We start from the raw sequence: 18,488 nt of genomic DNA, 5'->3' as shown, positions 1-18,488 counted from the left end.
GGAATAGAGCTGATGCCGGCGTCTGGAAAACGCCCGGGCCAACCCTTGGGGGAACGTTTACGGCGAGGCCCACCACGCGTTTGGATAGTATTGCGCACTGTCACTACTTGCTTTCGTGCACCTGCCCCGGTATAAAAAATCAAATTTTTTTTAAAACATATTTCCTCCGTGGAACTTATATGGTCGCGAAGAAACTCAGCGCTCCAAATGTAACCAAGACTCGACTGCTGGATGCGACAGAGGCTCTCTTCATCAAATACGGCTACGACGCCGTGTTGTTGCGGCAAATCACCGAGAAGGCTCAGGTCAATCTCGCCGCGGTCAATTATCACTTCGGGGACAAGGACTCCCTGATGAAGACGCTATTGATGCAACGCCTGGAGCCGCTCAACGAGCAGCGCCTGGAACTGCTCGCCCGCTGCGAAGCAGAGTCTGACGGCCCGCTCGATTGCGATACCTTGCTCGGCGTATTGTTCGCCCCGGCCATGGGCCTGGAACGCAGCGATCCGGCCAGCGGCGAAGGGCGCTCGTTCATCCGCTTCCTGGGTCGGGTCTACAGCGACACGTCGCCGTTTATCCAGGAGTACCTCAAGGTTCATTACCAGCCGGTGTTCCAGCGTTTCTTCGAAGCCTTTGCCCTGGCGTTGCCCGACCTGCCGCGCAATGAGCTGGGAGTGCGTCTGCAATTTGCCCTCAAGGCGATTTCAGGGGTGATGGCCGGCACCGAATTGCGCCTTTTGATGAACTCCATGAGCCTGGGACGCCCGGCCACCGACGCGGAAGTCATGGCCAAGCTGATCACCCTGGTCTCGGCGGCCATTCGTGTGCCGCAGCAAAGCCCGGAAGCGGAAACCGCGCTGGCGCGGGTACTTGATACCCAGCGGGCGATTCGTGGACAGTCTGCGCTGCCGGCAACGGGTAAAGTCAGCACGCTGATCAAATGACTGCAAAAAAGGAATAGAAAAACATGGCCGATTGTTCAAGTGAACCGGCCATGTTTTTTCTAACTTACCCTATGGTTGTCGTGTATTCGGCTTTTTGACTGCGGGTTAGCTATCTAGCGTTCCCTTATCCAGATGTTATCTATCGCGAAGTCATTGCCTCCCTGGGCACCGATGTGATTAAAAAGCCCAAGAGTGACACTTCCTGTCGTTGAGGCGGTAAAAACTCCGCTGCCGGTTCGCCAGACTACTTGGTTGTGTGTGTTTACGGAGTCCCCTATACCAGCCCCATTGACGACAAGTTGTAGAATTGTTCCATTGGCACCTGTGTTAGATATGGCTGTTACTGAAAAACCTACGTCATAGGTACTGCCGGCGAAGACTGAAATAACACGAGTCATGACTAACCCGTAAAAATTATGACCTCCGCCAGTGTAGGTACTCACAGTCCCATCACCAACTGCTAGCTGCCCTTGGGCATAACCTCCTTGGGGTACCCACCCTTGAAAGGTGTTGTCATTAAAGTCCCAATAGAGTGACAACTTAGGGCGTTGTGCCACTGCGTAAGTGGTCGTCGGAAAAAGTACCGCGTTCGCCTCATCCGTGCTGCCATCAAGCGTCACTTTGAACGTCACGGCAATTTGCCTTCCTGTTGGCAACGCCGCCAACCAACTACGCAACACCGGCTTATTCACCAACCCATTCGCCGCTTCCGTTGCACTGATCTCAACCCCCTTAAGCACATCCAGATTAGCCACACCCGCACTGCTGCACGTCAACCACACCAGCTGTTTGGCCGCACTCAAGGGCCACTTGACGACAGAGGCGGTGGCATTGCCGCTAAAGTTATTGAGGTTAATCGTTCCGCCGTTGGCAATATTATTGATCAATGGCCGAGGCAGGTTCGCAGCCGCAATGGTCCCGAAGGTGACCGTCTGCACGCTTGATGGAATAGTCTGGCCATTACGCAATACGCTGTATCGCAAGCAGACGATGCTGTTCACGCAACGTGCCAGGATGGCGTTGCTCAGGGAGAACACCACCGTGCCACCGGCCTGGCCATCCAGGCTCACGGTATAAGGTGTGCCGTGCTGGAAAATCATCTCCAGGGTGATTCGGTCAGTCGTTGCTATGGCGTAGGCCACGCTGACGCGCATATTGTTCTCGATGCTCAGCGGGTCGGCGATGGTTACGTTGGGGCCGGTGCCCGAAGCTCCGTCGATGAAGGGATGAGGCAAGACCCCGGGCAACGCCTGGATCGTGTGTTCACGAATCCGGAACAGCACGGCACTGGATTTATCGGAGGTACGACTGAAGCTGACCCAAAACTGAATACTCAGCCGTGAGCCATCCTTGAGCAGGCGCAGTTCATCCACCGGGGTTGGTGGCAGGATGCCTTGGGAGACACCGTCGTCAGTCACCAGGTTGGCGGTATAGGTGGCTTCGAAGTACGGCGTGCCGTCGGCATATTCACCGTGATACTCCATCCACATACGTTGGGCCGCGTGGATAAAGTGCCAGGCGTTGAGCATTGTGCGTTCGTGGCCGGCGAGGCGGGAAAGTTCAAGTATCGGGCTTTCGCCGATGCCTTCGATGGTGGGAATCGATAGCGTGGTGAGTGGCAGCAGCAGTAACGACAGCACCGGCGACGGGATTTCCCGAGTGCCGCGCCGCAGGAAATACTGCACTTGGATAATGCGTCCGCCTGGCTGGATGCTGCTGCCGACCACTTCGGGAGGCACCGTGAAAAACAGCGTCTTGAAGGTGTTGCCGTCCTTGGTCTCGCAATGGCTGCCGATACCGTCCACCCCTTTCCAGCAGGCTCGTACCCTGTCGCTGGTCTGCATCTGGGCAAAGGTGACCTTGATGGTCGCGCCTGCCGTCAGGGCCTCCGGGGTCACTTGGTCGGGATGCCTTGAGGCTTCTTCGACTTCTGGTCGGAGCAGGTCGCCCAAGGCTGCGCCCACGCTGATGATCAGCACCTCTGAGCTCAGCACGGGGCCACCGTCGGCCGGAACCAACGAGTAGCGGATACGAATCTCACCGTTGTAATTGGGGTCGATAAACGACTTGCTGACAGGAAACGCCACGGGACGACCGGCGCTGGCGTTGTTGAGTTCGATTTCGCCGCTTGTGCTGCCGCCGATGCCGGTGCCTGTCCAGCTCCAGATGAATGTATCCCCGGAGAAGGTGCGCAGATAAGGGAGGGTGAGAATGGCCTGACCAATCACATTCGCAGGGTCGAGGTTGTCATGTTCATCAACCCCTTGCAGTTGGGGGGGCGGCATGGACGCCACGCGCGTGCCAAACTGGACCGTCAGTCGTTCGGACTCGCGTACCGTCAGCAGGTTGGCGCCGAAGACGCCGACTTTGCCATCGTCTACCCGGTAGTAAACCACCACATTCTTGATATTTTCAAAACGCTGGAAGTCACTGTTGAACACGATCCGAAAGCGCGTCGGCGGTGGCGGGTCACCGGCCAGCAGCACTTGTTCATAAAACTCCACGGAGCCATCGGGACGCACCGCTTCCATGCGCAGGGTGACCGCGTAGTTGCGGTCGTAGGGGATGTATTCCGGGAATTCGACGGTGATATAGGGAAGTGTCGGGTCGATCAACCCAGCCTCTGCTTCGACGATGCGCACTGGCGGCATGGTCGAGAGGGTACCGTAAATCGTAACGGTAAGGCGGCGCGAGGTGCCCAGCACAGTGCCCAGGGGAAACTGCAGCTCATAGGCGATTTGCAGCGTGCCGTTGATCAATTGTTTGAGGAAGCTGTTAGGCACATCGGCAAAGGCCGACCGGTTGATCCGGGCCGCAAAGGGTGGCAACTGCATGGTGATGGGGTTGCCGACGGCGTCAATGCCGCTCAACGTCACGACGATCTGCGTGCCGACAGGTGTCAATGAGTTGTCGGGAAGGCGGGTGGGGACAAACACCTCAACCTGAAAGTGGCCTTCACTGTGGGTGTCGAAATCTACATCGGTGATGTCGAGGTCGTCCAGCAGGAAGTAGGGCCGTTCCAGCAAGGAGGGATCCAGGTCGCTTTCCAGGTGGATCGATTGGGACCACTGCTGCTGGAATTGCTCGGGGTTCATCCAGGGCCCACCTGAGTAGTTCAATACCTCATCGACAACCCTGAAACGGATGATCAACAAGCCACTGCCTTGGGGGCGGTAGAGCACTTCGGGTTCAACCGTTAATTCGATGGGTTTGGCTCCGGAAACATGGTCCTCATCCAGGAGCAGGCGCACCTCGTGACCATTCCAGTACAGCTCGATGGTGTCGCGCACCCGAATATTGGGATATCGCTTGATCGTAAGCACCACACCCAAATTGGCGCGCTCGGGGACCAGGGTTGCGCCGGGTCCCTGCAAGTCGGCCGGGAGAGACACCACCAATTCCGAGTGGTAGGGCTCTCCCGGGTCTTTATCCACGCCGCCCGGGCGCGTTTTTTTAACGAGCCAGGTCTGTTTGGGTGAAGTGCTTTCGGTGCTGCTGCCGGCGCGCAGCACGCTGCCATAGCAGGGGTATACCAAGCCGATGGGGACGTCGTCATAAGAAATCGCCAACTGGTAGCGAGGTTCATTCTCCTTGCCTGTCGTGATCTCAGCCAAGGTCGTGAAGTTGCCCATCTGGAACTTGAACGAATCACCGACGTTGAGGTTGAACCAGCGTTCGAAGGTGATGTACAGGACGTTTTCCAGATGACGAATACCGAGCCCGATATCGGCATCCACGACCGGTTGCACGGCATTGGCGACGTAAGGCGTGTCGAGGTCTTCGACATAGCGGGGGTCCCCCGCCGCCCTCGTGGGGGGCACTGCAGGGGAAAGGGGACGGGGGAAAGAATCGTGGGTAATCAGTTCGTTAGACATGTCAGCAGTCCCTGAAAGGGCGACGCCGCCTGACGTCGCGAAACAAGGAAAATCAAACACCCGCAGGGGCGGGGGTGGCTAGCTGTCAGAATTGACAGTGCCGACGAGTGGTTGGAATGAATGGTTTGTAGGCAAACCCGCTGGCGCGTCCAATGGTGTGAAAGCGGAATAGGTCTTTTTAAGAGATCTGTCCCGTTTTTATTCAAAAAAAAGCCCGCTGGGGCGGCGGGCTTGATGTGCAACGTTTGTAACGGATGAGGCTTCACAGTACGGCCGCGGATGTGAATAAAACGTGAAAAAAATGTGGATCCAATATTAATTCACGACATCTTTTCAGATGTTCCACGCCTTGGCGCTTTTCGCCAGTCGCGCGTGCATCGCATCGACATTCGCCACCAATTGCGCAGTCAACAGCCGATAACCATCCAGCGCACTGTGCACTGGCGTTTGCAGCGGTGCCTGGTTGACGGGTATCTGGCTGGCCCGTTCAAGGCGCTGTGCTGCGCCGGTCTGCAGGGCCCGCGCCATCCCGATCAACTGCACGCGAATCTGCCGATGCTCAGCCTTGAGCGCCAGTTGCATACGGGCCAGTGCCTGCTTGTCCCGTGGATCAGGTCGTGTGTTACCGAGAATTTCCAGGGTGCTGATGCACATCCGCAGATGCCGCTGGATCGCATCCAGTTCGGTCATGGAAATCCGCACTTCCTTGGACACCGACGGCATCAGCGAGCGCAGTTGCAGCATCGCTGCATTCAAGCGATTGAGCAGTTTGAGATGCTCATCATCGGTGACCGACTGGCCACTGATGATCCGGCTATAGATGGCGGCGCAATCACGCAGCGCACTGGCCAGGTTGTAGCGCCAGGAATACACCGCATACAGCGGCAGGGCGAAGGAAAACGCCAGGGCCAGGGCGATGCCGATCAGGATATCCACGGTGCGCCACAGGCCATCGGACAACGGGTTAGCCCCATGGCCTGCAACGATAAACACGGTGATCGCCGACAGCAGCGCGGTGTATCCACCCTTGCCGATGGCGTGATAGGAAAAGAACCCACACACCACTGACATCAGCAGATAGGTGAGCAGCGGCTGGCCCATATACGCCTCTTGCACCACCAGCAACAGGCCGACGCTGGCACCGATCAGCGTGCCATAGGCCCGTTCCACGGCTTTCTTGCCGATATTGCCGTGGTGCTGCAAGCCGCCGATGACCACCAGCATGGTCACCGAGGCCCATTCGCCATGGGGCAGGTTCAGACCGGTGGTGAGCAGGATGGTGGCCAGCAGACCGATGGACACACGCACGGCGTGGATCAGTTTGGCGTTGCGATAGCGGCGATAGGGATCGAGCAGGGGCCGCAACAGGCGGCGGGCGAAGGGCGGCAGGTTCATCGGGATTAAGAGGGCCTCATCGATAGATGTCATGCAGTCCAATGTGGGAGTGGGCTTGCCCGCTCCCACACTGGAGCAATGTCGAATCTAGAAAATATAGTCGGTGGTCAGGAAGCTCGACGCCCGCTCACGAATGATATCGCTGATCAGCTCTTTGTTGCTGTCCTGGAACTTGGTGGCCACCAGGGTGCGGATCGAGAATACCCGCAGCGCGTCATGCACCGACAGCGTGCCCTCGGCCGAGTTCTTGCGACCATTGAATGGGAACGTGTCCGGGCCGCGCTGGCACTGGGCGTTGATATTGATCCGGCCCACCTGATTGGCAAAGGTGTCCACCAGGCGCCCGACTTGCGCCGGGTCGGTGCCGAAAATGCTCAACTGTTGGCCGAAATCCGACTCCAGTACGTAGTCGATCACCGTGTCCAGGTCGCGATAGGGCACGATGGGCACCACCGGGCCGAACTGCTCCTCGTGGTACACACGCATTTGCGGGTTCACCGGGTACAGCACCGCCGGGTAGAAGAACGAGCCACGGCTGGCACCACCATTGGCGTTCACCACCTTGGCCCCGTGTTGCGCGGCATCGGCCACCAGCCCATTGAGGTAATCCACCTTGCCTACCTCCGGCAACGGTGTCAGCGACACACCGTCTTCCCAGGGCATGCCCGGCTTGAGGGTGGCGAGTTTCTGGTTGAATTTTTCGATGAAACGGTCGACCACGGCTTCATGCACAAACAGGATTTTCAACGCGGTGCAACGCTGGCCGTTGAACGACAGCGAACCGGTGACAGCCTCATTGACCGCATTCTCCAGATCGACCTCGGGCAGCACGATGCCGGGGTTTTTCGCATCCAGCCCCAGGGCCGCGCGCAGGCGATGGGGGCGAGGGTGCAGCTTCTTCAAATCACTGGCTGCCTTGTTGGTGCCGATAAACGCAAAGATATCCACCTTGCCGCTGGCCATCAGCGCACTGACGGTTTCGCGGCCGCTGCCATAGATCACATTGATGACCCCGGCCGGGAAGCTGTCGCGAAAGGCCTCCAGCAACGGACGGATCAACAGCACGCCGAGCTTGGCCGGCTTGAACACCACGGTGTTACCCATGATCAGTGCCGGAATCAGCGTGGTGAAGGTTTCGTTGAGCGGGTAGTTATAGGGGCCCATGCACAGCGCCACGCCCATGGGCACGCGGCGGATTTGCCCCAGGGTGTCCTGTTCCAGCTCGAAGCGGCTGGAGCGGCGGTCCAGTTCCTTGAGGGCATTGATGGTGTCGGTGATGTAGTCACAGGTGCGGTCGAATTCTTTCTGGGAATCCTTGAGGTTCTTGCCGATTTCCCACATCAGCAGTTTCACCACGGCATCGCGCTGTTCGCGCATGCGCCGCAAAAATGCCTCGACGTGCTGGATGCGCTCGACCACGCGCATGGTTGGCCATTGGCCCTGGCCACGATCATAGGCCCGTACCGCTGCGTCGAGGGCGAGCAGGGCGGTTTCGGCATCCAGCAGGGGCGTGCTGCCAATAATCACTGGCGTGTCGCCGTCAGCGCCGGCCAACTGGACCGGGCTGCGCACTTGGGCCAAGGGGCCGTTCCAGGTGCGCAACTGGCCGTCGACCAGATAATCGCGCTGTTCGATCGGGGCGGCGAGGCGAAAATGTTCGGGAATGTCGTTGGCGGTGGGAAACAGATTGGCAAGCAGGTGATTTGTGGTCATGTCGCTACCCCTGGAGTGGTTGCACAGCTTGAGTCAGAGATTCCCCCATCCGAGGGCTCTGTTGCAAGGCTTACGCGCATTTCCCTACGCACAGTGGGGCTGTGCCGGGTAAACTGCGCGGCTTTCTTGAAGGAGTTCATATGAGTCAGTACCAGCCCGGCATTCTTGCCGCACCGGTGCCGTTGCAGGCACGTCATCTGTTTTTTGCCATCGAGGCCATTGACGCCGTGCCGGCAGCGCTCGACGCGCTGGTGCAGTTGGCCGACTCGGCAGTGGTGGTGGGGTTGGGTGAGCCACTGGTCAAGGCACTCGGCGCGCGCGTCGAAGGCTTGCGCAGCTTCCCGCCGATCTCGGGGCCCGGCGCCAACAACCCAGCGACCCAACAGGCGTTGTGGTGCTGGCTGCATGGCGAAGACCGTGGTGAGTTGCTGCTGCGTAGCCGGGCTTTTGAAAAAGCCCTGGCGCCGGCGTTTCGCCTGGTACAGATGACTGAAGGCTTCCGCTACAAGACCGGTTTTGACTTGACCGACTACGAAGACGGCACCGAAAACCCCCCACGACGACGCCGCAGTCGAAGCCGCCGTCGCCGGCAGCGGCGCCAGCTTTGCCGCGATCCAGCAATGGCAGCACGACCTGGATGGTTTCGCCGCCTTGCCGGCCCAGGAGCGCGACCACATCATCGGGCGTCGCCATGGCGATAACGAAGAACTGGACGACGCCCCCCGAGTCCGCCCACGTCAAGCGCACCGCCCAGGAGAGCTTCACCCCCGAAGCCTTTGTGGTGCGCCGCTCCATGCCCTGGGCCGAAAATGGCCAGGCGGGGTTGATGTTCCTCGCGTTCGGCCACTCCTTCGATGCCTTTGAGGCCCAGTTACGCCGCATGAGCGGCCTGGAAGACGGGATTGTCGATGGCCTGTACCGCATCAGCACGCCGTTGACCGGTGGCTACTACTGGTGCCCGCCGCTCAAGGACGGGCATCTGGACCTTGGCGCGATCTTCCCCGTCTGACCCCATGCAGGCGCCGGCTTGTGGGCGGTAGCGGTTTGAGAATCGCCATCGCTTGCAAGCCGGCTCCAAAGTCAGTTGTCCTTCATGGCCTTCAACCACGCCGGATCCAGGCGCGTTTGCTCGGTCTTGATTCCCAGCGCCTTCATCTGCGCCTTATGCTTTTCGATCTCGCCGACCAGTTGCGCCTGTGCGCTGGAATTGGCGTCCAGCTCGTGCATCTGCGTCAGCCCCAAGTGATAGAACCGCAGCAATTTGAGCGCCTTCGGATCGTTGGCCTGTGCCCGCTCGGTCACCTTGTGCATCACGTTGGTCACCCGCATCAGGTTGCGCTTGAGCTGCCAGCCATAGACCGCCGGCGCCAGCCACGCCTGTGACCAGAGCGGGCCGCGTACCAGGGCAATGGTCAGCACTACCCCAGCCACTACACCACCGATATTGAAGCGGAAGTTGTCGCCGCCGGGCTCGCCAAACACCATCACGGCCAGGCTCGACAGCAGCATGGCCAGGGCGACGAAGATCACCGCGACGATCAACGTGCTGCGGCGGGTCTGCTGGCGATAGGTTTGCGGATCGACGGGTTTGATCTCAAACATGCGGGGTGCAGTCTCCATGAGCTAAGTAGGGGTATTGCGCGGCGCGGCATCTTCTCACGGTTTATGGGTGGGCGTGAGAAAGTTGAACGATGGCGGCCAGGGTTTTCTCTAAGAAGTGTATGCATCGTGAGCAACGCGAAGGAGATGGCCGTGACTGAACAATCGAAAAAGCCTGGTGGCCCGCACTCGTCGGAACACGCCACTGATCAGCCTGATTTGGGTTTTGACCCGGACTCCCCGGATGTGGCAGACCCACAGGTAGACCCCGTCGGCCCAGCCATAGCCCCGTTGGACAAGAAGCACAAAGCCGGCAAGCAGCCGGCTTATGATCCTTTGGGCAATCTAAAACCCAGATAACGGTGTTAATCCTTGACGCGCATCATCGCTGGGACCCAGCGACTACAAGTGCTTGGGTGCGACCCAGGTAACCTCGGTGATGCCGTATTTCTCCGCCCATGGCCGGGTGGTTTTCTTCGTGCGCTCATGGCCATGACGGCCAATGCGCCCAACGTGAGCCACCCCCGCATCACAACTGGCCCAATGCCATGCCTCGGCGTTGTTCATCACCTCTGCCCGCACCACAAAGGACTTGGGTTCGCCGTGAAGCCTGTAATGGATGGTGTAGATCGTTGCCGTGCCCATATTGCCTCCCTGTTTTGATATGGAGTTGATGCAATTAGGTTCAGAAAGGTTCAGAAAGTTTGTGGTGTAACAGGTCGACCTATTGCTACAGATCAGTATTGGCAGCGGCACCGGTTACAGGTATTAGTGAAACCTTCGCCCCACGCCCAAGGAATGCGCCATGCCCCAGGATTCACCGAGCCTGACTCACAGCCGTCTGTACCTGCAACGGCTGGGGTATGACACACCGCCAGCGCCCACGCTCGAGACCTTGGCCCAGTTGCAATTGCGCCATGTCAGTCGCTTCGTTTTCGAAAGCCTCTCGACCCTGCTGCAGGTGCCGGTCCCCATTGATCTGGCCAGCGTCGAACAAAAAGTCCTGCTGGACGGGCGAGGCGGCTATTGCTACGAGCTCAACCAGATGTTCCTGACGTTGCTGCAAGAGCTGGGCTTCGACGCGCGGGGCATTACTGGCCGCGTGGTGATGGGCGGTCCCCCCGATGCGCTGACCGCCCGCACCCATCGCCTGAGCCTGGTGACAATAAACGGCGAACGCTACATCACCGATGTCGGCTTTGGTGGCATGGTGCCCACCAGCCCCCTGCGCCTGAACACTCAGGCGCCCCAGGCCACCACACATGAACCGTATCGACTGACCTTGAACGCCGACAGCTACACCTTGTGGGCCCAGGTTGGCGAGGAATGGCGCGGGCTATACGTGTTCGACCTACAGCCGCAGTCGCACTTCGACTACGAAATCGGTAACTGGTATGTCTCGACTCACCCCAACTCGCCGTTCCTGGGGCAGTTGAAAGTGGCCCTGATCGGACCAGGGTTGCGTCGCACCTTGAACAATGGCAACTACGCCGTCCATCACCTGGGCCGGGACAGTGAGAAACGCCAGATCACCGACGTCGACGAACTGCTGGCGCTGCTGCAAGAGGCGTTTGGTTTGCGTCTGCCCGAACATCCACAGCTGCGGCCCAAACTCGCGCAGTTATTGGCCGATACTTAATAGCTGCGCCCAGGAGGCTTGATCCAGAGCCTTCGCTGAAGCGTTTTACCTCCAAATCAAGGCAAATTAATTCGAACCTTTCGCGCAGCAGGGGGTTCGAACCGGTTCCTGAATAATTTGCCCACCCTAAAATGGAGATGTGAAACGATGTCCAAACTATTCGGAAAAATCCTCAAGAATTCTTCGGTCCTGGCCTTGGTAGCCGCACCGGCCGTGGTCTTCGCTGCACCGTCCACCGACCCGATTTCCACCTTCGGTATCCTGGGCAGCTACAACGACTTCAAGCTTGAAGGCGGCAGTGAAAGCGACAAGGACCATATGCCCGAAGCCGGCCTGTTCTATAACTTCGGCAACAAGCTGACCGCTGAATCCGGCTTTATCTACCAGGCCGGTGTGGACGCCAAGTTTGGCAAGAAAAGCGACAACAAACTCAAGGAAGGCCAGGCAGACCTCGACCTGGGTTGGCGCGCCGCGCTGGATGCGCGCAACTTTGTCGATGTGCTGGTCGGTGGTGGTTATAGCTGGACTCGCTATGAACCAGACTCCGGCGACTACGACATGAAACTCACCAGCAAGTCGCCGTTTGCCAAGGCTGCGCTGGGGTACAACCATCAGTTCGACAGCATGACCATGCGCGTCGAAGTAGGTGCCCGCCACACCCTCGACGGCCGCGCCAAGCTCAAGGTCGACGGCATTGGCAGCGATACCGTGGACCTCAAGGACCGCACTAACCCCTACGCCGAAGTCAGCCTGCTGATGAACCAGAACGGCGACCTGCCGGTGATGGCTGGCCTGTACTACACCCGCACTGAGTACAAGCTCGACGCGGATTCCGAAGTGGCCGATAACACCAAGCTCAAACGCGATGAGTACGGCTTCAAGGTCGGCCTGGCTTTCTAAGCCGGCTGTCACGGGCGCCGGCCTTCTGTCATGGATCGCCGGTCGCCCGACCCTGTCCGCCCAAGCCCCCTTTATGTCCGCCAATACCCTCAACACCGCGCCGCCACTGACTTAGTGTGAACCCAGTTGTTCATACCTAATAAAGAGGGTGGCTATGTGGTCTACGACCTCCTGTCGCATCGGTTTGCTGCTGGCCTTGGTTGGCCTGCTGTCAGCCTGTGACGACACACCGCAACCTGCCACGGCGAGCACCGCCGTCCCCACCGATCCGGCCCTGGCCCGGATTTATGACAGCAGTTGCAAACTCTGCCACGCCAACCCGGCATCCGGCGCGCCACTGACCGGCGATAGCCAGGCCTGGAGCCCGCGTGTCGCCCAAGGCCCGGACACCCTGCTGGACCATACCCTCAACGGCTACCACGGCATGCCGCCGATGGGCCTGTGCATGCAGTGCTCCGAGGAGCAGTTCCTCGGGCTGATCGGTTTCATGGCCGGTGTTCATATCCAATAACAACAATGGGGTAGGTGATGGTGCTTTCACGCAGGCAACTGTTGCAGCGCTCGGCGGTGGCCGGTGCATTCCTGGCAATGAGCAGTAACCCGGCGCTGGCCCAATTGGCCCGGGCACCGCGCTTGATCCCCTGGCGCAATTGGTCGGGTGCACAAAGCTGCCTGCCCCTTGAGCGCCTGGCGCCCAAGGATCTGGAGGAGTTGGTGCAGGTCATTCGCCAGGCCCCGGGCAAGATCCGCCCGGTGGGTTCGGGTCATTCGTTCAGTGCCTTGGTGCCGACAGATGGTACGTTGCTGTCGCTGAGTTTTTTCAATGGCTTACTCGATCACGACGCCAGTACCCTGCAAGCCACCTTCGCCGCCGGCACACCCATGTCACGCATGGGGCCTGCGCTCAAGGCGATCGGCCAGGCGTTGCCGAACATGGCGGACATCGACTACCAGACGCTGGCGGGTGCCATCTCCACCTCGACCCACGGCACGGGCGTCGGGTTTACCTCGTATTCCGCCGGTGTCACCGGTCTGCAACTGGTGACGGCCCAGGGCGAAGTGCTGGACTGCGACGCCACCCGTGAACCCGAGGTGTTCAATGCTGCGCGAGTGTCACTGGGCGCGCTCGGCGTGACTACCCGCGTGCGCCTGCAAAACCGCGAACCCTACCGTTTGCGCGAACGCCAATGGATCGCCAAGACCGAAGAACTGCTGGAGGACGTGGCGAAAAACACCCAGCAAAACCAGCACTGGGAGATGTTGGTGGTGACGCATTCCGACTACGCGTTGTCCATCGCCCTCAACGAAACCGCCGACGCCCCAACCCCGCCAATTGATCCGGCAGAGGCGGGTGGCAATGAGTTTGTGTCGATCATCGAAAACCTCGACAAATACACCAGCGACTTTCCCGAAATGCGCCGCACGCTGCTCAACAGTCTGCGCTACTTCGCCAGTTTCCAGGAGCGGGTAGCGCAATCGTTCGAGGTCTACGCCAACGTGCGCAATGTGCGTTTCAACGAGATGGAATATTCGGTGCCCGCCGAACACGGCCCGGCCTGCCTGCGGGAAATCCTCAAGCTGATCCGCGACAAGGACCTGCGCACCTGGTTTCCCATCGAGTACCGCTACGTCAAGGCTGACGATATTCCCCTGAGCATGTTTGAAGGCCGCGACAGCTGTTCGATCTCGGTGCACCAGCACTACACCATGGACCACCACAACTTCTTCGCCGCCGTCGAGCCGATCTTCTGGAAATACGCCGGGCGGCCGCATTGGGGCAAATTGCACACCCTCAATGCCCGTACCCTGCAGGCCCTGTATCCGCGCTGGGACGAGTTCGCGCGGGTGCGTCAGGCCCTCGACCCTGGCGGCAAGTTCCTCAATGCACACCTGTCTTCAATCCTGGGAGTTGCCTGATGAATCGCAGACACTTCATGGCCGGTACCCTGGGCGCCGGCGCCTTGCTAGTGGCGGGTGCGGCACTGCTGCGTCCGACTGACCGAGGGTCGCCGTACAGCGAGTATTTTCGCCAGTTGAACCAGCAGCTCAAGGCTCACGGGCCAATGCGCCCGGTGCTACTGATTGACCTGGATCGCCTGGATCACAACATCGACATCGTTATGCAATCGGTGCAGCGTGGTGGCAAGCACCTGCGGCTGGTGGAGAAATCCCTGCCTGCACCAGGCCTGTTGGCCTACATTGCCAAGCGCGCGGGGACCCGGCGCTTGATGTCGTTTCACCAACCCTTTCTCAACCACGACGCGCAAGTGTTTCCCGACGCCGATATCCTGCTGGGCAAGCCGTTGCCGGTACGTTCGGCCGAGCTGTTCTATCAACATCATCAAGGGGCATTCGATCCCGCCCGGCAATTGCAGTGGTTGCTGGACACGCCGCAGCGCCTGCAACAATACCTGGCGCTGGCCCAGGGCCTGGGCACACGGCTGCGGATCAATATCGAACTGGACGTGGGCCTGCATCGCGGCGGTATCAGCGACAACGCAGTGCTGGGGCAAATGCTGGGATTGATCCGTGCGCATCCGCAGCACCTGGAGTTTGCCGGCTTCATGGGCTACGACCCATTTGTCGGCATGGGCGTGCCGGGCATTCTCGGATCGCCCCAGGCGCTGTTCGAAAAGGTCATGCAACGTTACAACGGTTTTGTCGACTTCAGCCGCCAGCAGTTTGCGACGCTGTGGCGTGACGATCTGACACTCAATACCGCTGGCAGCCCCAGCTACCGGATGCATGAGCAGGAACAATTGAGCAGCGAGGTCTCGGTGGGCACGGCGATGCTCAAGCCCACGCATTACGATCTGCCGTCCTTGAGTGAGCATGTTCCTGCGGCCTACATCGCCACGCCCGTCCTCAAAAGCACCGGTGCGGTCAACATCCCGGCGCTGGACGACAAGTCCCGGCTACTGTCGTGGTGGGATCGCAACCAACGCGCCACGTTCTTTATCTATGGTGGCAACTGGATGGCCGACTTCGAGTCGCCTGCGGGCCTGCAAAGCAATGGCTTGTATGGCCGTAGCTCCAACCAGGAGATGGTCAATGGCTCACCGAATGTTGGCTTGAGTGTCGACGACCAGGTGTTCCTGCGCCCGGCGCAGACCGAGTCGGTGCTCTTGCAGTTTGGCGATCTGCTGGCGGTGCGCGGCGGCAAAATCGTCGAGAGCTGGCCGGTTTACACCGGGTGAAATGATGCATCCCAATGTAGGAACCACCTGTGGTCGGGGATGGGTGAGGGGACAAGTCCCCTCACCACAGAAGGTTCCTACAAGGCAAACGGAATCGTCAGCTTGGCCCACAACATATCGCCTTGCGGCCGGTTCTCGACATCAAACTCCTTGGCCCAACGGATCTCCGCGCTGGCGTACTTGAGAAAGGTGAAGTACACCGCCGGCCCAATCGCAAACACCTGGCCCCGTACCCCATCGTCGACGTCTTCGCCGTAGATATTGGTGACCGTGCGCCCGTACTGCTTATCGTCAGTCGTCTGCTTGAGGTAGTAGCCATTGATACCCAGGCTCAGGTTGTCGGTCACTTTGTAGCTGGCCGAGTAATCGAAGTGGAAAATCTGCCCCGAGCGGTAGTCCGTCGCGTGGTTTTCCTGGTTGAAACTGTAGGTGGTCTTGATCGACAGCTCAGTGCGCTCGTCAGGCAGCCATGTCACTGACACCAGCGGCTTGTAGGTGTAGAAATTGTTGCTGGTGTTGGCCAGGCGCGAAGCGTCGTATTCACCGGTAGGCACGGTGATTTCCACCGCGGCGCCCAGTGTCAGGTTTTTGCCCAGGTCCCACAGGATGATCGGTGCGATGGTGGTGTCACCCATGCTTTCGCGCTGGTCAGACATGCCAAACAGCGCCACTTGTTGCTTGAGGTACGGCTGGGCGATGTAGCCACCGAGCCGCCCGCCAAACACCCGCAACGGGCTCAGATAGTCCAGGCGCGGGATAATTGCATCCGAGCGGATCTTCACCTGTGGCACCTTGCCCCCGAGGGAGCTGATATCCAGCTTCGTGGCTTCATAGTGGTTGTAGTAGAGGTTGAAGGCGAACATGTGGTCCGGCAGGTGATCCACATCCAGTGGCAGGATGTAAAAGCCATCGGTACCAGGACCGATATTGTCCACGCCGCCCTCTGTGGCCAGGGTCGGCAGGCTGACAAGGGCCAGGGCAAGGGGGCAGGGGGGCAAGCACGCGGGTCGGGTTCATGTCTGGGCTCATTATTATTGTTGGATGAATGCACCGTCGGCCCTCATCGGAGCCTTGCCCATAGAAATAAGCCCTCGACGCCCCGCAGGGCAGGGTATTGGCGGCCACATAGGGGGGCTTTGCCGGACAGCGTTCATTCAGAGTGCGGCGAGCCTTGCAAGCACCTATGATTGTCAGAATGTTTCTAAAACAATAACCGGGCATAGAGTCGGGAATCGCAGATCCATGCACAGCAAAACCGTTGATCCACACTACGAATTGGCGCTGGTTTCGCCTTTTCTCCTGCAAACCCTGGGGCAGGTCGTGGCGCAAAAGGGCGCCAATGCCGAGCATCTGTGCCGTGGCCTGGGGTTTACCCTGACAGACCTGGACGACCCGGCGTTGCGCATCTCCTACCGCCAGGCCGTGGCGATGATCCAGCGTGCCCTCAAGGTCTTGCCGGATCAGGGCCTGGGCCTGTGTGTCGGCAATCAGAACGTGCTGGGCACCCTGGGCCTGCTCGGGCATGTCATCTCACTGTGCAAGACCCTGCGCGATGCCTTTGCCGTGGGCGAGCGCCACCAACACACCTCCGGCGGCATCGCCACCTCACGCATTCACGAAGGTGCGCAGCAGGTCATGGTCGATGTGGAATGCCTGTTGCCCTTTGCCGAGGTCCAGGTATTTGCCGCCGAGGAGTTCTTCGCCAGCCTCATGATCTACGGGCGGACTCTGGTGGGCAGTGAGTTCAAGCCACTGCGCATGGAGTTCATGCACGCGCCACCGGCGTATGCCGCCGAGTACCAGCGTTTGTTCGGTGACGATGTGCACTTTGGCTGCCTGCACAACCGCATGGTTCTGGAGGCCCGGTGGCTCGACGTGCCATTGCCTAATCACCACCCTCTGGCACTGCGCCAGGCCCTTGGCCTGCTGGAGCTGGAAAGTGCCCAACTACACCGGAAAATGGACCTTATCCAAGCGGTGGAACGTGCTATTTCCCGCGACTTGCAGGGCAGCCAGCTGGAAAAGGTCGCCAGTGACCTGAACATGAGCGGCCGCACCCTGCGCCGTCGCCTGACCGACCACGGGCTGACCTTCGAAGTCTTGCTGGAACAGGTGCGTCGCGCCCGGTGCATGGGTTTGCTGGGCAACCCGAGCCTGTCCATCGAGCGCATCACCCAAGAGGTGGGCTACAGCGATGTACGCAGCTTTCGCCGGGCATTCAAGCGCTGGACGGGGCTCAGTCCCAGCGCATTCCGCAGCGTAGGATGAGGGCGCCGCCGGGCCATGCAATTGCATTGAACCCTATTGCCCGGTCAGTGCCACATTAGAGGAACACACATTTATCTGGAGGTTGGCATGCGCACCATCGATCTGGCGGGTACCCCGGTCCCGGTTATCGGCCAAGGCACCTGGCGTATGGGTGAAGATCCGGGACTGCGTACAGCGCAAGTTGCTGCGCTGCAATTGGGCATCGACGAAGGCATGACCCTGATCGATACCGCGGAGATGTACGGCGAGGGTGGTGCCGAAGAAGTGGTCGGGCAGGCGATCCAAGGGCGCCGGGACCAGGTGTTTCTGGTCAGCAAGGTCTACCCGCATAACGCCAGCAAAGCGGGTGTGCCCCGTGCCTGTGAGGCCAGCCTCAAACGCTTGGGCACCGACCATATCGATCTGTATCTCCTGCACTGGCGCGGGCAATACCCGCTTGCCGAAACGGTTGAAGCCTTTGAGCGGCTGCGCGAAGCCGGCAAGATCGGGCGCTGGGGCGTGTCCAATTTCGACGTAGCCGACCTGCAGGAACTGGCATCACCCGCCTGCGCCACCAACCAGGTGCTCTACAACATCGAACAGCGCGGCATTGAATTCGACCTGTTGCCCTGGTGGCAACAACATAACCTGCCGTTGATGGCTTACTGCCCAATCGCCCAGGGTGGGGAGCTGCTGGCCAGCCCCACCCTCAAGCAGATTGCCCGTCGGCATCAAGTCACACCGGCCCAGGTTGCCCTGGCGTGGGTCTTGCGCCAGGACGGTGTCATCGCCATCCCCAAGGCCGTCACCCCCGAACACGTGCGCCTCAATGCTGCAGCGGCCAAGTTGGTTCTCGACGAACATGACCTTGACGCCATCGACCGTGTATTTGGTGCGCCGATACGCAAGCATCCGCTGGCGATGGTGTGATGCGCCTGGGTGAAACGGTTGTGCCTGCCGCTATACCGTTTCACCGTGG

General features: G+C 59.7%; 16 protein-coding genes and 1 pseudogene. 11 read left to right on the top strand and 6 right to left on the bottom strand.

Annotated elements, in window-relative coordinates; all coding sequences use genetic code 11:
- Nucleotides 1–179 precede the first annotated feature (179 nt).
- Nucleotides 180–944 carry a TetR/AcrR family transcriptional regulator gene (locus JTY93_RS14385; RefSeq protein ID WP_205475638.1) on the top strand — a complete coding sequence of 255 codons (765 nt, stop codon included), beginning with the start codon at nucleotides 180–182 and terminating at the stop codon, nucleotides 942–944.
- A gap of 113 nt (nucleotides 945–1,057) precedes the next feature.
- Here the strand turns inward: JTY93_RS14385 and JTY93_RS14380 are convergent, their stop codons facing one another.
- The 3 genes from JTY93_RS14380 to JTY93_RS14370 form a co-directional block, all read right to left on the bottom strand.
- Complete coding sequence (locus JTY93_RS14380; protein WP_205518872.1) at nucleotides 1,058–4,819, bottom strand: carbohydrate binding domain-containing protein; 3,762 nt, start codon at nucleotides 4,817–4,819, stop codon at nucleotides 1,058–1,060.
- Between the two features lie 333 nt (nucleotides 4,820–5,152).
- Nucleotides 5,153–6,214: an FUSC family protein gene (locus tag JTY93_RS14375; RefSeq protein ID WP_205475722.1), complete on the bottom strand. Its 1,062-nt coding sequence runs from the start codon at nucleotides 6,212–6,214 to the stop codon at nucleotides 5,153–5,155.
- Between the two features lie 87 nt (nucleotides 6,215–6,301).
- The gene (locus tag JTY93_RS14370; protein WP_205475636.1) at nucleotides 6,302–7,927 is read right to left on the bottom strand and encodes an NADP-dependent glyceraldehyde-3-phosphate dehydrogenase; all 1,626 of its coding nucleotides are present in this window, start codon (nucleotides 7,925–7,927) and stop codon (nucleotides 6,302–6,304) included.
- Nucleotides 7,928–8,067: 140 nt separating this feature from the next.
- Here JTY93_RS14370 and JTY93_RS29970 point away from each other — a divergent pair, with 140 nt between their 5' ends.
- Together JTY93_RS29970 and JTY93_RS29965 are read left to right on the top strand one after the other, a co-directional pair.
- Complete coding sequence (locus JTY93_RS29970; RefSeq protein WP_375373776.1) at nucleotides 8,068–8,628, top strand: Dyp-type peroxidase; 561 nt, start codon at nucleotides 8,068–8,070, stop codon at nucleotides 8,626–8,628.
- Nucleotides 8,540–8,936: pseudogene (locus JTY93_RS29965) on the top strand (Dyp-type peroxidase). Before JTY93_RS29970 ends, JTY93_RS29965 begins: the two are co-directional and overlap by 89 nt.
- A 71-nt stretch (nucleotides 8,937–9,007) precedes the next feature.
- Here JTY93_RS29965 and JTY93_RS14360 read toward each other — a convergent pair.
- Complete coding sequence (locus tag JTY93_RS14360; RefSeq protein ID WP_205475635.1) at nucleotides 9,008–9,529, bottom strand: DUF3087 domain-containing protein; 522 nt, start codon at nucleotides 9,527–9,529, stop codon at nucleotides 9,008–9,010.
- Nucleotides 9,530–9,679: 150 nt separating this feature from the next.
- Between JTY93_RS14360 and JTY93_RS14355 the strand changes: the two genes are divergently transcribed.
- Nucleotides 9,680–9,886 carry a DUF6021 family protein gene (locus JTY93_RS14355; protein ID WP_240357216.1) on the top strand — a complete coding sequence of 69 codons (207 nt, stop codon included), beginning with the start codon at nucleotides 9,680–9,682 and terminating at the stop codon, nucleotides 9,884–9,886.
- 42 nt (nucleotides 9,887–9,928) lie between these two features.
- On the opposite strand, the gene JTY93_RS14350 is transcribed toward JTY93_RS14355, so the two are convergent.
- Nucleotides 9,929–10,171 (bottom strand): DUF6555 family protein, encoded by a 243-nt coding sequence (locus JTY93_RS14350; RefSeq protein ID WP_205475634.1) that lies wholly within the window; start codon nucleotides 10,169–10,171, stop codon nucleotides 9,929–9,931.
- 160 nt (nucleotides 10,172–10,331) lie between these two features.
- Here JTY93_RS14350 and JTY93_RS14345 point away from each other — a divergent pair, with 160 nt between their 5' ends.
- The 5 genes from JTY93_RS14345 (at nucleotide 10,332) to JTY93_RS14325 (ending at nucleotide 15,262) form a co-directional block, all read left to right on the top strand.
- Nucleotides 10,332–11,165 carry an arylamine N-acetyltransferase family protein gene (locus JTY93_RS14345; RefSeq protein ID WP_205475633.1) on the top strand — a complete coding sequence of 278 codons (834 nt, stop codon included), beginning with the start codon at nucleotides 10,332–10,334 and terminating at the stop codon, nucleotides 11,163–11,165.
- A 147-nt stretch (nucleotides 11,166–11,312) separates the two neighbouring features.
- Complete coding sequence (locus JTY93_RS14340) at nucleotides 11,313–12,065, top strand: outer membrane beta-barrel protein (RefSeq protein WP_205475632.1); 753 nt, start codon at nucleotides 11,313–11,315, stop codon at nucleotides 12,063–12,065.
- A gap of 154 nt (nucleotides 12,066–12,219) precedes the next feature.
- Nucleotides 12,220–12,576, top strand: a complete 357-nt coding sequence (locus JTY93_RS14335) for a c-type cytochrome (protein WP_205475631.1) — start codon at nucleotides 12,220–12,222, stop codon at nucleotides 12,574–12,576.
- Nucleotides 12,577–12,653: 77 nt separating this feature from the next.
- Entirely contained in the window at nucleotides 12,654–13,982 is a 1,329-nt protein-coding gene (locus JTY93_RS14330) for a D-arabinono-1,4-lactone oxidase (protein WP_205475717.1), read from the top strand.
- A gap of 68 nt (nucleotides 13,983–14,050) precedes the next feature.
- The gene (locus tag JTY93_RS14325) at nucleotides 14,051–15,262 is read left to right on the top strand and encodes a DSD1 family PLP-dependent enzyme (RefSeq protein WP_205475709.1); all 1,212 of its coding nucleotides are present in this window, start codon (nucleotides 14,051–14,053) and stop codon (nucleotides 15,260–15,262) included.
- 77 nt (nucleotides 15,263–15,339) lie between these two features.
- Here JTY93_RS14325 and JTY93_RS14320 read toward each other — a convergent pair whose 3' ends face one another.
- Nucleotides 15,340–16,260: a SphA family protein gene (locus tag JTY93_RS14320; protein WP_205518871.1), complete on the bottom strand. Its 921-nt coding sequence runs from the start codon at nucleotides 16,258–16,260 to the stop codon at nucleotides 15,340–15,342.
- Nucleotides 16,261–16,504: 244 nt separating this feature from the next.
- Between JTY93_RS14320 and JTY93_RS14315 the strand changes: the two genes are divergently transcribed.
- Nucleotides 16,505–17,530, top strand: coding sequence for an AraC family transcriptional regulator (locus JTY93_RS14315; protein WP_205475629.1), 1,026 nt, complete (start codon nucleotides 16,505–16,507; stop codon nucleotides 17,528–17,530).
- Between the two features lie 87 nt (nucleotides 17,531–17,617).
- Nucleotides 17,618–18,439 carry an aldo/keto reductase gene (locus JTY93_RS14310; protein ID WP_205475628.1) on the top strand — a complete coding sequence of 274 codons (822 nt, stop codon included), beginning with the start codon at nucleotides 17,618–17,620 and terminating at the stop codon, nucleotides 18,437–18,439.
- The last annotated feature ends 49 nt before the right edge of the window (nucleotides 18,440–18,488 follow it).

The organism is Pseudomonas hygromyciniae, from assembly GCF_016925675.1.
GTDB classification, from domain to species: Bacteria; Pseudomonadota; Gammaproteobacteria; order Pseudomonadales; family Pseudomonadaceae; genus Aquipseudomonas; species Aquipseudomonas hygromyciniae.
The sequence above is the reverse complement of the archived record's forward strand: the minus strand, read 5'-3'. Positions and strand labels throughout refer to the sequence as shown.

Bases quoted from the DNA above. Each gene is read 5' to 3' on its own strand.
- JTY93_RS14380 (WP_205518872.1), bottom strand. From the start codon at position 4,819: ATGTCTAACGAACTGATTACCCACGATTCTTTCCCCCGTCCCCTTTCC.
- JTY93_RS14350 (WP_205475634.1), bottom strand. From the start codon at position 10,171: ATGGGCACGGCAACGATCTACACCATCCATTACAGGCTTCACGGCGAA.
- JTY93_RS14360 (WP_205475635.1), bottom strand. From the start codon at position 9,529: ATGTTTGAGATCAAACCCGTCGATCCGCAAACCTATCGCCAGCAGACC.
- JTY93_RS14340 (WP_205475632.1), top strand. From the start codon at position 11,313: ATGTCCAAACTATTCGGAAAAATCCTCAAGAATTCTTCGGTCCTGGCC.
- JTY93_RS29970 (WP_375373776.1), top strand. From the start codon at position 8,068: ATGAGTCAGTACCAGCCCGGCATTCTTGCCGCACCGGTGCCGTTGCAG.
- JTY93_RS14385 (WP_205475638.1), top strand. From the start codon at position 180: ATGGTCGCGAAGAAACTCAGCGCTCCAAATGTAACCAAGACTCGACTG.
- JTY93_RS14330 (WP_205475717.1), top strand. From the start codon at position 12,654: ATGAGCAGTAACCCGGCGCTGGCCCAATTGGCCCGGGCACCGCGCTTG.
- JTY93_RS14345 (WP_205475633.1), top strand. From the start codon at position 10,332: ATGCCCCAGGATTCACCGAGCCTGACTCACAGCCGTCTGTACCTGCAA.
- JTY93_RS14315 (WP_205475629.1), top strand. From the start codon at position 16,505: ATGCACAGCAAAACCGTTGATCCACACTACGAATTGGCGCTGGTTTCG.
- JTY93_RS14375 (WP_205475722.1), bottom strand. From the start codon at position 6,214: ATGAACCTGCCGCCCTTCGCCCGCCGCCTGTTGCGGCCCCTGCTCGAT.
- JTY93_RS14370 (WP_205475636.1), bottom strand. From the start codon at position 7,927: ATGACCACAAATCACCTGCTTGCCAATCTGTTTCCCACCGCCAACGAC.
- JTY93_RS14310 (WP_205475628.1), top strand. From the start codon at position 17,618: ATGCGCACCATCGATCTGGCGGGTACCCCGGTCCCGGTTATCGGCCAA.
- JTY93_RS14335 (WP_205475631.1), top strand. From the start codon at position 12,220: ATGTGGTCTACGACCTCCTGTCGCATCGGTTTGCTGCTGGCCTTGGTT.